The organism is Acetobacter estunensis, from assembly GCF_019083805.1.
GTDB lineage: Bacteria > Pseudomonadota > Alphaproteobacteria > Acetobacterales > Acetobacteraceae > Acetobacter > Acetobacter estunensis_A.
In genome coordinates this window covers 280,349-295,101 of the sequence record NZ_JAHRDV010000003.1, presented here as the reverse complement: position 1 = coordinate 295,101, position 14,753 = coordinate 280,349, and the positions used below count along the sequence as shown (strand labels likewise).

Sequence of the window (14,753 nt, the reverse complement as noted above, 5' to 3'; positions counted from 1 at the left end):
AATCTCTGTTTAAGTAATTTGAGAGAAACGTAATCCAAGCCGTGCGTGCGAACATTTTCTTCAATCGTTCCGGCAGGACTGGTTTCAACGTCATGACAGGACGATGCACATGACAAATCTTCTTCTCAACAAGGCCATGAATTCGCGCATGGTGATGCGTATGCGTTCATTGTTTGCTGATCGCGAAGGCGTGACGGCCATTGAATATGCGCTGCTCGCCGGTGTTCTGGCGGTTATTGTTTTGGCCGCCGCGAAGGGCCTGGGAAGCAGCCTGAGCACGGTATATGGAAGCATCAGCACCATTGTCGGAAGTGCGCCCGGAAATACATAATCTGTATTGTAGCATATAGTGGAGGAAGGGGTGCTGTACAATTTGTTTATTGTGCTAGCATCCCTTTCTCTTTTTTATGCGGCGGGTACAGATATCTACCGAAGGTCCATTTATAATTGGACTGTTCTGGTTGTGTTTTTTATGTCGCTGGGTGTGGCTGTCATAAGGGGAGATGCTCTGTGCAGCCTTCTGGTCACAGTCTCTCTGGCCCCTTTTCTTTATATCCTGTGGCGTTGTCACCTTTTTGGTGGGGGTGACGTGAAGCTTATGATCGGGTTGATCCCGATCGTCCCGATTTCCGGGTTGCTCTCATTATTTCTCTCCATCGCTGTTGCCGGAAGCGTCGTTGCGGGTATGTGTCTGGCATGGCATTGGATAAAGTTTGTGACAGGATGGGGTAGTATCGGAGATCAGACCGTTCCCTATGGAGTGGCGATCGCCGCCGGAACATTCATAAATCTCTATCATTTCTAAGGCAGACTCGCCGGCATGTACAGAAACTGGCCTTATATCTGCATCATGATTCTGAGTTGTCTGTGTGGCTACCTTATGTACCAGCAGACACAGCGGAAGGAAGTTCCGCATCCTGTCGTCCAATTGGCCAAACCTGAACCTCGTGTGGCCATTCTTACGGCCAAGCAGGATCTGCACGCGGGCGAAGTGCTGAGTGCCGAAGAGATGGGAGAAACTTCAGTTCCCAAAGCCTTCATGTCTCCTGGGGCGATGCCAGCGTCGGCTGCCGTCCGTCAGAGAATGGTCGGGGCTCTGTTGCGGGTATCGGTGCCGAAAGGGGGGCCAATCCGAACAGACGATGTTGTGCATTCTGGGGATGGAAGTTTTCTTGCGGCCCTTCTGATGCCTGGGCAGCGAGGAATCGCGATCTCGATTGATCCCGGAAATGCTGTGGGAGGGCTTATCTGGCCAGGTGATCATGTCGATGTGCTTTTGGTGCCAACAATAAATACTGCGAACAGTACGTCAGGTGACCATTCTCAGGCAGCGGAAACCATCCTGCGTAATGTCAGAGTCGTAGCTATCGATCAGCGGTTGATACGCGGCGTCAGCCCGAATCCCGCTAATCAGAGTAATGCAAGAACTGCCGTTCTTGAGTTGTCACCGGCCGATGCCCAGAAGCTGGCTCTTGCGCAAAAAATGGGACGAATAATCCTTACCCTACGCTCTCTCATGCGGCTTCCGTCTGATCCGGATGCTGCGGGAACGGTCTGGAATGAAGATGTTTTCCAGCCCGAATTCAGGGAAAAAAAAGAAGTTGAGCCTACTGTTCCTATGACCTCGACATCGCTTCGAGTGTTTAACGGTCTGGCGGAAGTTTCAAGTAATGCGCATTGATTTAATTGCAATGATAGGGCGTTTATGCCTTTCGACAGCCTTTGTAGCTGTCGCAGCAGGTAACGTTCCGTCATTAGCGCAAGCTGCGCCAGTCTCCTCGGCCATTACGCTTGAGGTTGGCACCGGTAAATTAATTGAATTGAAAACTGGAGCTGCCAGCGCATTTGCCGCAAATCCGAAGGTGGCGGAGGTTAGGCCGGCAAGTTCCACGACGTTATTTGTTTTTGGTACAGGGCCGGGTCGCACCACCATTTCGGCGGCGGATCAGGAAGGGCATCCTGTCGGACAATATGACATTGTTGTCCTTCCACAGCAGTATGCTGCTTCGCGCACCGCACGGTTAAGCGAGCAGGAAGCGTCAACCAAAGTGCGTTCTCGTTTTGGTGAGAAGGGCATGACCTTGGAAGGAATGGCGGCTACTCCTGAGCGTGCTGAACGAGTGGAAGAAGCTGCTCGTGATGAAGCCGGTGATAGTCCGGTTTATAATCATTTGAGAATGAAAGAATCGGCGCAGGTTAATTTACAGGTGCGGATTGTTGAAATGTCTCGGCAGTTGGTTCGAGAAATTGGTGTGGAATGGGAGAGCATGAATGCACTGGGGACAAGCGCAGTTATTGGAGTAGCCACCAAAAATCCATTGGCGGCAATGGCCACGAGCCAAAGCAGCTTTTCGTTTTTGTCCCGATTCCGTGTTGCGGGTCATCCGACTACTCTCGAAACGATCATTGATGTCTTGGCCCAAGATCAACTGGTTCACACGTTGGCGGAACCTAATTTGACAACTTTGAGTGGTGAGCCAGCAAGTTTCCTTGTTGGTGGCGAGTTCCCGATACCGATTTCGTCTTATGGCAACACTGTTTCGGTTCAATTTAAGCAGTATGGTGTGGCTCTTTCATTTGTTCCGACTGTTTTGACATCTGGTCGTATTAGTCTGCATGTGCGCCCTGAGGTAAGTCAGTTAACGAGTACGGGTGCTGTTTCGTTTGGTGAAGGCAATAACAGCATTAGTATTCCGGCTCTTACGGTGAGTCGTGCCGATACAACAGTAGAGTTGGGAAGCGGTCAGAGCTTTGCTATAGCAGGGTTGTTTCAGGATAGCGCAACCGTGGCAGGCTTGGGTTTGCCCGGATTGGGAGATATTCCAATTCTAGGCGCATTGTTTCGATCCGATAGTTTTCAGCATAATCAAAGTGAGTTGGTTATTATAGTAACGCCATATATTGTTCGTCCTGTGCAAAATCCTGATCTTTTGTCTCGACCAGATGATAATTGGACGCCGCCTGACGATTATAACCGTGTGTTCCGGTTAAGGCAGAGTGGAGTGGCTTCTTCCCGAAAGGGGTCGGGAAAGCAAGGAGAGTCCTCACCAAAAGAACCATTAGATGTCGGATTTATGGTGGAATAGGATGATAAGTCTGATGTCTATGCGTGTGTTCTTGGTTGTCCCACTTTTATTCTTTGGAGGATGTGCGGAAATCGACCCTCCTTATATGCAGGGACGATGGAACTCTCCTAATTCCAATCAGCGTAATCTTGTTTTGCAGGTAGCGTCGCCTTCAGATATTTTTAATGGAAGGCACGATGCGGATTACGATGCTAAGCAGGTGACGGATGCCGTGCATCGTTTTCGTGATGGAAAAACGAAAACGATTGAGCGTTTGCAGGTTACGAACGTGGCTAATAGCCAGTCGAATGGAGGAACTGGACAATGAGCCAGTTCCGGATGCTTGATCTAGGGCAGAGTTTTGAAGGTGCCAAATCAAAATCCTCTCGACAGGTTGTCGTCCAAGCATTTGTTGCTGATGTCGCAAGTGAGAATATTTTGCGTGAAATTCTAGATGAATTTCAGCCGGGAAACTATTCAATCGCATGTCAATCGTGTTCGGTAGCCACATCAAAATTGAGGAAAGGGGCAACGCCTAAAATTCTCATCATTGATGTTTCTGGGGAGGATCAACCTCTCACCGTGCTGGGCGAACTTGCGAATGTTATTGAGCCAGATGTAAAAGTGCTGGTAATTGGTGATCGACAGGATGCTAATTTCTATAGACAACTTACACGTGGGTTGGGTGTAGCTGAATATTTATATAAACCGCTTAACCGTGCGATGGTAACGCGGTTTTTTGGTCCATTTCTGGCAGATGGTGATTTTGAGCTTCATGCTGCCCGAGGAGGAAGAGTAATAGGGTTTCTGGGGGTGAGGGGAGGCGTTGGAACAACAACGATTGCTTCTAATTTTGCGTGGTATTTGGGAGAGGTAGCTAGAAGACATACATTGATCATCGATGGAGATCTCTATACTGGGTCAGTATCTATTCTTCTTGGAACACGTGTGGATGGAGGATTAAAGACAGCTTTCGAAGCTCCGCAGCGTGTTGATGAATTATTTATTGAGCGTAGTGCCCAGCGTGTAGGTGCGCGATGTGATGTTCTGGGATCGCAGATTAATTTAACCGATACTTTGGTTGTAGATGAGAGAGCGCCTTTTCATCTTATTGATGTTGTCAAAAAAAAATATAATTATATAGCTATCGATATGCCTGGAATCGATGATGAGATTTCTAGGAAGATGCTGGAGTTGTGCGAACAAAATGTGCTGGTGATGGACCCAACATTATCAGCTTTACGAGATGCTCTACGGTTTGTCGCGAGCTTTAAGTCTCAGTCTAAAATGTCTAGGCCTCTTATTGTTCTCAATAAATTTGGCATACCAGGCTCTCTTTCACTTAAGGAAATATCAGATGGGTTTGGACGCCCTCCAGATGTGATTATTCCATTCGTACCCAAAATATTGAATGAATCTGAAATATCAGGGTGCCCAGCAGCAAGTTTAAAAGGTAATTTTAGATCTTCTATTGGAAACCTCTCCCAAGAAGCTGCTTCTGTTATGATGCCTGATGGTCTAGAAGAGAAGTCGTTTTTGAGATCGTGCGTAGATCAGATTGTTGCGAGGTTTCGGTCATGACTATTTCTCCGTCATTTGGGAAAAAGATGTCAAACAGACCTGATATACATTTTGATAGCGATGTCGTACATCCTGCACATAAAGAGATGATCGTGCAGTGGGCTGAGTTGCATGGTTTGTGTTTGGAGAGACTGGATCCGATCGCGGTTTCGAAACTTTCTTCTGAGAGGCTTATCCCTGAAATTGAGCGTGTTGTTAATGAAATAGCGAATGAAAAAAGAGTTCAGCTTAACGCGAGAGAGCAAAAGCTTTTAGCTAATGAGTTGGTTAATGATATTAATGGTTTGGGTCCAATTCAGCCCTTACTGGATGATGACAAAATTACCGATATTATGGTAAATGGTCCGTATAAAATTTTTATAGAAAAATACGGAAAATTAGCGGATTCTGGAATAAAATTTAGAGATAGACGCCATTTGATTGCCGTTAGTCAAAGGATAGCTTCGGGTGTTGGGCGCAGAGTTGATGAATCTAGTCCAACAGTTGATGCTAGATTAGAAGATGGTTCACGAGTTAATATCGTTTTTCCTCCTTTGGCATTAGATGGTCCTTATCTTTCAATTAGAAAATTTTCTAGAAGGAAGATAGATTTTAAACAGTTAGTTGAAAATGGAAGTTGTTCAGTAAAAGTTGCAAAATTACTTGAAATAGCTTCTAGAATACGACTAAATGTTATTATTTCTGGTGGTACAGGTTCTGGAAAAACGACGCTAATGAATGCTATGTCGCGTTTGATAGATCCAGGTGAGAGAATAATTACCGTAGAAGATGCTGCTGAGTTGCAATTCCAGCAGCCTCATGTCGTTAGATTGGAAACTCGCCCTCCTTCTATTGAGGGTACTGGTGAGATTACACAAAGAGATTTGGTAAGGAATGCTTTGCGGATGCGACCTGATAGAATTATTATTGGTGAGGTCCGTGGAGCTGAAGCATTTGATATGCTTCAAGCTATGAATACAGGGCATGATGGAAGTATGTCAACTATTCATGCTAATACGACGAGAGATGCTCTTACAAGAATAGAAAATATGGTACAAATGGGAAATTTTGGACTTTCTGCGGGGGCTATTAGGACTCAGATTGTAGGTGCAGTCGATTTGATTGTTCAGATAGAGCGTCAAAGAGATGGAGTAAGAAGAATAGTACAAATAACTGATGTTTCTGGTATTGAAGGCGATGTGGTAACATTGAATGATGTAATTAGCTTTAGTATGGATGGAGAAGGATATGATGGAAAAATACAGGGGCATTATAAAGTATCAAAATCAAGACCGAGTTTTTATGAGTCATTGGTTGGATATCAGTTAGATAAAGCATGGAATAATACGTTAAATGAGTAATTATTTGATTATGTATATCGGAATAATACTTTTTTTAATGTCTTTTTTTATAATTTCATTGTCAATTTTATTTAAAAACAATAACAAAAATATAAAAAAAATAAATAGAATTAAAGTAGTTGTTTATAATAATTTTAATGAATCTTCAAAAGAAGAAAGTAAAAGTTTAATAATTAGTAAAATTAATAGATATGATTTTGTTTATAATTTATTAGAAATTATTGTTGGAGTAAAGTTTAATGCATATGAATTTAGAGAGGGTTACATAAGGAAATTTTTTACAATTTCTTTTGCTGTATTTTTTGGTGTTATTGTTGTTGTGAGATTTGTGGCGGTATATATTTTTAAGTTAAAGTATTTTTTGTGTTTTTTGTTTATTTATTTAATTTTATTAAAAATTATTTTAATGAGGAAATATGGTATCTATAAAACTAAATTAATTGAGCAGTTGCCGGACGCAGTATTTATGATGTCTAGAAGTTTGAAAATTGGTATTTCATTGCCAAGAAGTCTAGAAATTGTCGCGCGTCAAGCTCCTCAGCCAACAAAAAATTTATTCGAGTCTGTCGTGGAGAGTATTTCTGTCGGTAAAGACTTGTCGGAGTCATTAGATGAAATGTCAATATCGTCTAATGTAAATGAATATAAGTTTTTTTCAATAATTGTTGGATTGCAGTCTCGTACTGGAGGTGGATTGTCTGAAGTACTTGATAGTTTTGCTGGAAATGTTAGAAAAAAATTAATGGCTAGAAAGAAGGCTATTGCGTTAGCATCTGAAGCTCGATTGAGTTGTTATGTTTTGATGGGTATGCCTATTTTTATGCTTTTTATGCTTTACTTTGTTGATAAATCGTATCTAAGTGTTTTTTTTGATACGAGCAGTGGATTGTTTATATTTATGATAGCAGGTATTTTGTTTTTCTTGGGGGTGGGTTCTATGTTTGCCATAATCAAGGTTTTACTAAGATGAGTATGTATATTTTTATTTCTGTATTTATTGGTTTAATGCTTTTTTCTGTTCACAATATTAGCTTAAATATTAAAAAGAGAAAAAATATAAAGAATAGAGTGTTGAGTTTTTGTCAGTATGATGTTGATGTTTTTGATTCTGATGTTGTAAGGAGTAGTATAATTGTAAGATCATTTTTATTTATCGGTGAATATATTATAAATTTTCATTTTTTTCCAAAAGATATTATTTATGGAATTAAAAAGAAGGACATTTATAAGTATGACGTGGATGTAAGAATTTTAGTTGGAAGTAAGTTCGGTTGTGCTATTTTGTTTTTTCTATTTAGTTTGTTATTTTTGCCTCATATGACAAGTAATTATCTTTTTGAGAAAATATTTACTGCAGTATTTTTGTGGTTTGGTTTTATAGTTCCGAATGTTTATTTGGATCAACGCTATGCTATTTACTTAAGGTCTGTGGAAATGGGAATGGGCGATGCGTTGGATATTTTTTTAGTCTGTGCAGAGTCTGGTTTGGCCATGGAACCCAGCATGGAACGCGTTTCTTCGGAAATGAAATCCTTAAATCCAAATGTGGCTAAAGAATTTCGTAAAACTGTAGATGAAATGAGAGTTAATTCCGATCAGATGCAGGCGATTGAAGCGTTGGGAAAACGAACTGGGATTCCGGCATTGGAACGACTAAGCGCCGCTCTCTCCCAAAGTCTGGAAACGGGAACACCTCTCGCATCGGTTCTGAGAATCTTGGTTTCCGAAATACGAGAAGAGAAACTGACAAATTTTGAGGCAAGAGCTGCCAAACTTTCTGTCGTCTTAACATTCCCCATGATAATATTTCTTTTACCATGTATGTTTATTATCGTTGCTGGCCCAGCTATTGTGAATGTAATGAGTATATTAAAGAAATAAGGTGGTGTAATTTGTTTTTTTATATAATTTTGATGGCGATTTCTCTGTTGATTTCTGGCTGTTCTGTGCAGCAGAGTTTCTCAGAAAAAGATTTAGATGTGATTGATGCTCAGTTGGCCAGTGGTGCGACGGAGAATGCGATGTATGAGTTGAATGATTTATATCATCGCTATCCAGGAAATTATGGAATCATCATGCGTGAGGCTGCTGCGAATTCAATATTACAACGGCAAGATGCAGCTATTTCCCTTTACAAAGAAGCGTTATCTATTCATCCTGAATCGAAAGAGGCATGGGTGGGATTGGCTCGTATTTACATAAACAAAAACCCGTATAAATCTCAGAAGATTTTAGAAAAAATAACAGCACTTTATCCTAACGATGTGCACGTTATGAATGATTATGGTATTTCGTTAGATTTAAACGGAAAATATTCCGAAGCGCAGGATGTTTATCGAAAAGCTATTTCGTTAGATCCGACGCAAATATCTCCAGAAATTAATTTGGGCTTATCTCTTGCGTTGTCCGGGGATGCAAAAACAGGACTTTCTATCATTAAACCGTATGCGATGGCACAAGATACCACGTCAAAAGTGCAGGAAGACTATGCTGCGGTATTGGTTGCTAATGGTCGATTTTCAGAAGCTGAAGCGATTTTGTATAAATATATTCCAAATAACAAAGTGAGTGACCATATGAAAAAATTGAAGGAAATATGGGGATACAAAAATGCGAAAGGTGTTTTTTTGCAGTGAATGTCATTGATTTATTTAAAAATAATTTTTTGACTTATATTTAATGTATTTATTACGATGATGATTTGCTTAATTGTGGTAAATTAAATACTTTTTTGTAACATATTCAATTTTCATTTCATGTATACTATTGGGTGGTGGGTGTCCTAGAAAATAAGCGCATCGCTTTTCGCATAACTTGCTGCTGGTAAGCGTTATTCAGATCAGGCGTATGAGAATGATAATTGCCGATTGCCTGCATCAGGTCACCATGCGTTTCATTCATATAAGTCCGTAGGATCATTGCCGAAGCGGCAATATTGAAACAGCCGTCTGACACGAGACGCGCTGCTGTCTGTACGGCGGGCATATGCGTGATCTGGGAAATTGTGGTGATCCATTGCGTGTTGATTTGCATGAGTCCGAGATCATCCGTGCCGTTGGCATTGCGGTGTACAAGGCCGATCGTTCCTCGTTCAACTTCCCATATCGCGGGCAGCACTCGTGGCGGTATGTCGTAACGGATGGCGGCGGCAAGCATGCAGGCAAGAAGGGGAGCGGGCATGTGGGCCTCTGTCGGGTCGCTGTGCAGATTCGTGAAAGTTTTATTAAGACGAAATCTGCCGCTGTTCTTTGTCTGTCCATGACATTTTCTGGCGTCTAGTAACTGCCCTTATACGGTTGAGAAAGGCGGTTCATGAAAATGTCATGCTCACAGGAGGCCAATACCGATCGGTCGCACGATGAGGCCGGGTTTACACTTCTGGAAATTCTGGTGGTGCTGGCCATCCTTGGCCTTCTTGTAGGGCTGGTGGCGCCAGCGGCTCTGCGCCAGTTGGGGGGAGCCCGCATCTCGGTTGCGAAGCAGTCTATTGCGCGGCTTGGGACCGTTTTGGACATGTACAAGCTCGATACGGGCGTTTATCCTACGTCCGAAGATGGATTGGATGCTCTCGTTCATAAGCCATCATCGGCCGAGAACTGGAATGGGCCTTATCTGAAAGACGCGACCGTTCCGCTGGATCCGTGGAATCATCCCTATGTCTATCGTTCCCCTGCCGATCGGGAAGGCCATGATTACGATCTGTGCTCACAAGGGCCTTCAGGAAAGGCTGGAACAGATTCAGGGATGATCTGCAATCTCTGAGGACATCATGTCCCGTGTCTCCGTCTCCCAGCGCACAACGCGCCAAGGGACGGGGCGAGCATCCGGAAGCAAAATGACTTCCGCATGTCGATGCATGTGATGATCCGCGTGGCTGGCTGTAGCATCCACCACGATCAGAGACTCTTCTTCGACATCTCCGGCATTGGACATCTGGTCGGAGCCGTTTGAAATGCTTGAGCGCGCTATGGCCTGTCGAACAACAGGATCGTGGCTCGTTCCATCAGGCAAGTGCAGTTGGGCAAATGACAGATGTGGCGCGATTCGGTGCAGAAGAGTCACGGTCATGCCCGGAACCGCAGCCAGATCTTCCAAAGTATGGACAGGCAGTCCCATCGAGGTGCAGCTTTTCGCACCTGTCATGTTTTCCTTCGATCGATAGCCGGGCATACGCCACGCAAGTATGCCCGCAGCCAGTGTTTGCGCCTGATCGGACGGAATCCCTGAAGCCGTCAGGAAAGCGGCCATAAGTGCTTGCCCCGCGACGTTAGGGTTGATGCGGTTGCGATCATCGACGCTACGAACAAGAACACTCATGTTCTCATCTACTGCTATGTCATGCCACGTTTCAGTGGGATGTGATTGGCCAGTGCTTATGACGAACAGTTCCGTCATGATCGCGGCGTCAGCGGCCGTTTCGAGTTTTGCACGTTGAAGCGTGGCGTTCTCAAGGCGGAGAGCCGCGCGGCCCGTGATCAGAGCCTGACTGCCGATCAGTGCCAGGAAGCCAAGCGTCCACAGCACGAGCAGAAGGGCAAAGCCGTCCTCACTCGTGGCGTTCGGCTTTGCCGCCATATCAGTCGTGCAATCCAACCGTATTGAGCAAGCGTTGTTGCGGATCGGCCTGACCGGTGGCCGGCATGGTGTTCATCTCATGCGAGAGCACTGCGGCATGCGGCAGTTGTTCGCGCAGATCTTCCGTCAGGGCATAGGCCTCGCTCTGACTGTGAATGACGTGCGGCGTGATGAGGATAAGCAGCTCAGTGCGGTCACGCGTATTAGTCTGCGTGCCGCCTAGCATTCCAAGCAGCGGTATATCTTTCAGCCACGGCATGCCCGCGTTGTTGCGGTTGGATTTGTCGGAGATCAGACCGGCCAGTCCGACCGTCTGTCCATCCCCAATAACCACGCGGGATGTGACCTGTCGTTGGGAGAATGTCGGGCTGTTGATCGAACCGCTGCCAGTGGAAGTGGTGCTCGACGCCACTGAACTAACCTGCTGGGTAATGTCGAGCGTGACGGTGCCGCCATTGCTGACATGAGGCGTGACCTGAAGGATGACGCCTGTGGGCTGATAGTTGATGGAGTTGGTGATGGTGGAGTTGGAGGTGAGCACCCCTGCCGTGGTGCCGGTCAGGTAGGGCACCATGTCGCCCACCATGAGTGAGGCCGGTTGGTTATCCACCACCATCAGTTCAGGTGAAGACAGAACGCGCACTTTGGTGACGGACTGGAGCGCATTTATGACAAATGGCGCACCTCCCTGTCCCGAGCCGCCCAGCACGAAGCCGGGAAAGCTGCTCGAAAGCTGAGACGACACGAGATTGGCGCTGCCCAGCGACTGAGAGGCATTACTGAGAATGCCGTTGATACCGCCGGATTTGAAGAAGAACTGCGTGCCGTAATTGAGCGCATCGTTCAAGGAGACTTCTGCTACAGTGGCATCCACGCGCACCTGAAGCGGCATGATGTCCACCTTGCGCAGCATCGACGAGATGGTTTCGACTTCATTGGCGGTGCCATAAACCAGAACGGCATTGTTTTGTGTGTCAGGGATGATGCGTATCTCGCTGCCCGCACGGTTACTGTCGGAACTGCCGCCACCTAGACCACCAAGCAGCGGATTGTTGGAAATGCCATCATCATTTTGGCCGCCCTGACCCGATCCGGTCTGGGAACCCGATGACGTGCCACTCTGTCCGGATTGACCGGTTTGCGACGATAGGCCGCTGTCGGATGAGGAGGAACCAAAGCCCATGCTGCTGCCCGAACTGCTGAGACCGCTGGAACTTCCCGAGCTACCGGAAGAACTGTTCTGGAAGTTCGATGAAGAGGTCTGCATCTTGGCGGTGGGGGTGGCGGTGACATGATTGGGTGTGAAGGCCTGTTGAAGCACATAGGCCACGTCATTCGAACGGCTGTTCTGAACGTAAAAGACGTTCCAGTGGCGGATGGTTTTGCGGCGTTCGGCCTCGATGACGGCGAACATGCGGCGCGCGTCTTCGAGAAGCTGAGGGTGCGCCGTGATGACCATCACGGACTCGATGCGTGGCATGGCGATGACCTGCACACGCTCCGCCAGTGCCTGCCCCTTTTTGCTCGCGAGCGCGGATTGGAGCGCCTGACTGAGTTCGTTGGCATTGCCGCTGGTGGCGGGAAAGAGTGCATAGGACTGGCCGGCAAGCACATCGGAATCAAAGGTGCGCACAAGTTCATCGAGAGAGGCGCGGGTGGCGGGATCACCCGAGACCACCACCGCGTTGCCGGATGGTGCCGCGACGATATGGCTGCCATTCTTGAGAATGGGCTGGAGCGTTTTCACCAGACTCTCGGCAGATGTGTAACGCAGCGGGATGACGGTACTGCCTGACATGTCGTTGCCACCCGGCGCGGTAGTGGATATCACGCGATAGACACCATTTTCCACGACGAGTGCCGCACCGGCTCCCGCCAGTGCCGTGCGGTAGATTGCCAGCAACTGGTCCTGATTAACCGGACGAGGGGTTTTGAGCGTAATGGTCCCGTGCACATTGGAATCGACCAGATAGTTCGCCTTGAGCATCCGCCCCAGAACTTCGTCCGTTACGGACTGGATGTCCGCGTCCACGAAGTTCAGTGTGATGTCGCCTCCCGTAGAAGCGGACGGTTCATGTCCTGGCATGGCGTGGACATGTCCGTAGCTGAGTGTGCCGCCCTTGGTGGTTTCGGTGCTGCCCACGTCTCCGTCCACGCGAGGCGTGGCGGTCTGGTTGTACATGCGGCTGGAGATGGGCAGTGGCGGCACGCGAGGTGGTGTGTCCGCGCAGCCCGAAAGCAACGCCAGCGCTGGGAGTGCCGCCAACGGCAGAATATGCCGGAGGGACAGGCGGGCGCGAGAGGACGTGAGGGCGGGGATATCGTGTCTCAACACTGCTTCACCGAAAGAGAGGGAATCATGGCCGGTCCGTGGCAGGTGCCACGGCCGGACGGGGATCGCGCAGGGCGAGGATGGTGAGGGAGGCATCGACCATGCGCCCCTTCGTGGCTTCGTCCTCAAGTGAGGATGTGCCCGCGACCTGAATCTGGAGATCGTCGATCAGCAGGCGAGGAGAGGCATTTTCCGACAGGGCATTCAGCAGGTGAACGAGCGTATTCCATGAGGTCGTGAGGGACAGGCGCACCCCGAGATGCTCGAACGGGCCATTCCGGATGACGGGCAGCGGCTCCATGCTGCTCGGTTCCACCTGCACACTGTGGGCTGTGTCGTGCACAATTTCCTGCAGTCGGGCGAGGGCCGTTTCTCGCGAACTCTCCGTGAGCAGAAGCGTATCGCCGTGGGCGCTGCGCGAGGCTGTTTCGTAACGCTCCTGCAGGGATGGAATGCTGTCCACGAGTGCCTGCGTGCGGACCAGCATCTGTTGACGGTCCGCGATTGCCATCTGCTCGCGGGCGTGAAGGTCCAGAAGGCCGGAGATCAGGAGCCATGCGCTCAGCAGAAGCAGGAGCGTGACACCTACCGCCAGCAGACGGCCGGGGCGGCCTTCGGGCAAGTGGTCAGGGGAGAACGTCAGCGCCATGTTCTGTCAGCTCGGCGCGTTGGCTGTGATGGTGAAGACGTCCTGCTGCTTGTTCTCCGCTCGTGTGACGGGGCCGGAGAACGTTGCATCGGTAAAGGCGGCGGTGTGTTCAAGAATACCGATCAGTTGTGTCGCCTGTGCCGATTGCCCTTCGAGCGTGACGCGATGCTCATGGATATGCAGCCCGGTAAGAAATGTCCCATCCGGAAGGGCTTCCGTAAGTGTGCGGATCGTGCGCAGAGGAGACCCGATACGATGTTCCTCCCGGTTCACTGCTGCTGGCCCCGCCGTGAACGCGGCAATCCGGTGCCGCAGGACATCGGCCTGCTCTTTTCCTTCGTTCAGTGCGGCAAGAGCGCGGTCAAGACGGAACAGCGTAATCTGCTGAAGCACGAACGGAAGGGCGATGAGTGCGATCAGTGCGCAGCAGAGCACCCGACGGGCCGGGTGTCGTGCCGCAACGGCGCGTCCGAGGGGGATGACATCCTGCATTGCGTCATCGGTGTCGGCGCACAGGCGCGTTGGAGTGAGACCGACATGGCGCAGGGTGTCGAGTGCGGGTGCAAACAGGAAACGCGGCGCCACGAGAAGCCGGTAGATGATCTGCTCCCCGCGCTCGGTCCCCGGCTTGCGCTGGACGCTCCAGACCACGTCGTCTTCGCGAAAAGGCGTCAGGCGGTCGAGATCGTAGCCGATGGTGCTGGCAGCGTTCGCGGCGGCCGCACGGGGGAGGGGCACATCACGTGAGAGAATACTGCCGGCAGGCAGGACCAGCGAGATATCGGGTGTGCGTGGGGTTGGAAGCCAGCGGCTGCCTTGCTTGGGAAGTTCGTTGCGAAGAGTGTTCACCGCGTGAAGGTCCACCGTGCCATCCTGTGCAACGGTGAGGCGCATGTCTTTGCGCGAACGGCACAGAAAGGCGGCGGGCAGAATCTCCGCCATGCGATCCAGCCACCACCTGACAAAGCCGCTCATGAGTCGTCCGGAAGAGTTCTGGCCGGTCATGAAAGACGCAAAGTAAGAAAGGGAAAAGACAGTATCACCTGATGGGACGGTCCTGTTCGGGCTGCCGGTGAAGGATGCGCGAGGCAATACCATCCCCTCCCGTCCCGGTGACAGAGGGACGAGTGTTATAGATTTATGACACGTTAACCGCTGCTCTGGTTCCGGCGGTGGCAACTCATGTAAGCGAGTGTCCGGTATCGAATGGG

The 14,753-nt window shown here is 48.6% G+C and carries 16 protein-coding genes; 11 read left to right on the top strand and 5 right to left on the bottom strand.

What is annotated here, in order from left to right:
* Window positions 1–109: 109 nt before the first annotated feature.
* Genes KUA11_RS06040 through KUA11_RS05995 form a run of 10 tightly spaced genes read left to right on the top strand, consistent with a single transcriptional unit; the run spans window position 110 to window position 8,622 of the window.
* A complete protein-coding gene (locus tag KUA11_RS06040) occupies window positions 110–331 on the top strand; it encodes a Flp family type IVb pilin (RefSeq protein ID WP_217409452.1) in 222 nt (73 codons plus the stop codon).
* Window positions 332–361: 30 nt separating this feature from the next.
* On the top strand, window positions 362–805 hold the full coding sequence (locus tag KUA11_RS06035; RefSeq protein WP_217409451.1) for a prepilin peptidase: 444 nt from the start codon (window positions 362–364) through the stop codon (window positions 803–805).
* Window positions 806–820: 15 nt separating this feature from the next.
* Complete coding sequence (gene cpaB / locus KUA11_RS06030) at window positions 821–1,681, top strand: Flp pilus assembly protein CpaB (RefSeq protein WP_217409450.1); 861 nt, start codon at window positions 821–823, stop codon at window positions 1,679–1,681.
* Window positions 1,671–3,086 (top strand): type II and III secretion system protein family protein, encoded by a 1,416-nt coding sequence (locus KUA11_RS06025; RefSeq protein WP_217409449.1) that lies wholly within the window; start codon window positions 1,671–1,673, stop codon window positions 3,084–3,086. Before cpaB ends, KUA11_RS06025 begins: the two co-directional genes overlap by 11 nt.
* Window positions 3,087–3,099: 13 nt before the next feature.
* Entirely contained in the window at window positions 3,100–3,393 is a 294-nt protein-coding gene (locus KUA11_RS06020; protein ID WP_217409448.1) for a hypothetical protein, read from the top strand.
* Complete coding sequence (locus KUA11_RS06015) at window positions 3,390–4,646, top strand: CpaE/TadZ family protein (RefSeq protein WP_217409447.1); 1,257 nt, start codon at window positions 3,390–3,392, stop codon at window positions 4,644–4,646. Before KUA11_RS06020 ends, KUA11_RS06015 begins: the two co-directional genes overlap by 4 nt.
* Entirely contained in the window at window positions 4,643–5,986 is a 1,344-nt protein-coding gene (locus tag KUA11_RS06010; RefSeq protein WP_254454707.1) for a TadA family conjugal transfer-associated ATPase, read from the top strand. Before KUA11_RS06015 ends, KUA11_RS06010 begins: the two co-directional genes overlap by 4 nt.
* Window positions 5,979–6,956: a type II secretion system F family protein gene (locus KUA11_RS06005; protein ID WP_217409446.1), complete on the top strand. Its 978-nt coding sequence runs from the start codon at window positions 5,979–5,981 to the stop codon at window positions 6,954–6,956. The genes KUA11_RS06010 and KUA11_RS06005 overlap by 8 nt, the downstream gene beginning before the upstream one ends.
* On the top strand, window positions 6,953–7,867 hold the full coding sequence (locus tag KUA11_RS06000) for a type II secretion system F family protein (RefSeq protein ID WP_217409445.1): 915 nt from the start codon (window positions 6,953–6,955) through the stop codon (window positions 7,865–7,867). Before KUA11_RS06005 ends, KUA11_RS06000 begins: the two co-directional genes overlap by 4 nt.
* 32 nt (window positions 7,868–7,899) lie before the next feature.
* Window positions 7,900–8,622, top strand: a complete 723-nt coding sequence (locus tag KUA11_RS05995; protein WP_217409444.1) for a tetratricopeptide repeat protein — start codon at window positions 7,900–7,902, stop codon at window positions 8,620–8,622.
* Window positions 8,623–8,749: 127 nt separating this feature from the next.
* Here the strand turns inward: KUA11_RS05995 and KUA11_RS05990 are convergent, their stop codons facing one another.
* Window positions 8,750–9,166, bottom strand: coding sequence for a lytic transglycosylase domain-containing protein (locus KUA11_RS05990; RefSeq protein WP_217409443.1), 417 nt, complete (start codon window positions 9,164–9,166; stop codon window positions 8,750–8,752).
* Between the two features lie 132 nt (window positions 9,167–9,298).
* Between KUA11_RS05990 and gspG the strand changes: the two genes are divergently transcribed.
* On the top strand, window positions 9,299–9,748 hold the full coding sequence (gene gspG, locus KUA11_RS05985) for a type II secretion system major pseudopilin GspG (protein WP_254454706.1): 450 nt from the start codon (window positions 9,299–9,301) through the stop codon (window positions 9,746–9,748).
* Here the strand turns inward: gspG and KUA11_RS05980 are convergent.
* The 4 genes from KUA11_RS05980 to KUA11_RS05965 are packed head-to-tail and all read right to left on the bottom strand — an operon-like array spanning window position 9,725 to window position 14,517.
* Window positions 9,725–10,561, bottom strand: coding sequence for a type II secretion system protein GspK (locus KUA11_RS05980; protein WP_217409442.1), 837 nt, complete (start codon window positions 10,559–10,561; stop codon window positions 9,725–9,727). The genes gspG and KUA11_RS05980 overlap by 24 nt on opposite strands.
* Window position 10,562: 1 nt before the next feature.
* Window positions 10,563–12,893 carry a type II secretion system secretin GspD gene (gene gspD, locus KUA11_RS05975; RefSeq protein WP_217409441.1) on the bottom strand — a complete coding sequence of 777 codons (2,331 nt, stop codon included), beginning with the start codon at window positions 12,891–12,893 and terminating at the stop codon, window positions 10,563–10,565.
* A gap of 25 nt (window positions 12,894–12,918) precedes the next feature.
* Window positions 12,919–13,542 (bottom strand): type II secretion system protein GspM, encoded by a 624-nt coding sequence (gene gspM, locus KUA11_RS05970; protein WP_217409440.1) that lies wholly within the window; start codon window positions 13,540–13,542, stop codon window positions 12,919–12,921.
* Window positions 13,543–13,548: 6 nt separating this feature from the next.
* Window positions 13,549–14,517: a PilN domain-containing protein gene (locus KUA11_RS05965; RefSeq protein WP_217409439.1), complete on the bottom strand. Its 969-nt coding sequence runs from the start codon at window positions 14,515–14,517 to the stop codon at window positions 13,549–13,551.
* Window positions 14,518–14,753: the final 236 nt, after the last annotated feature.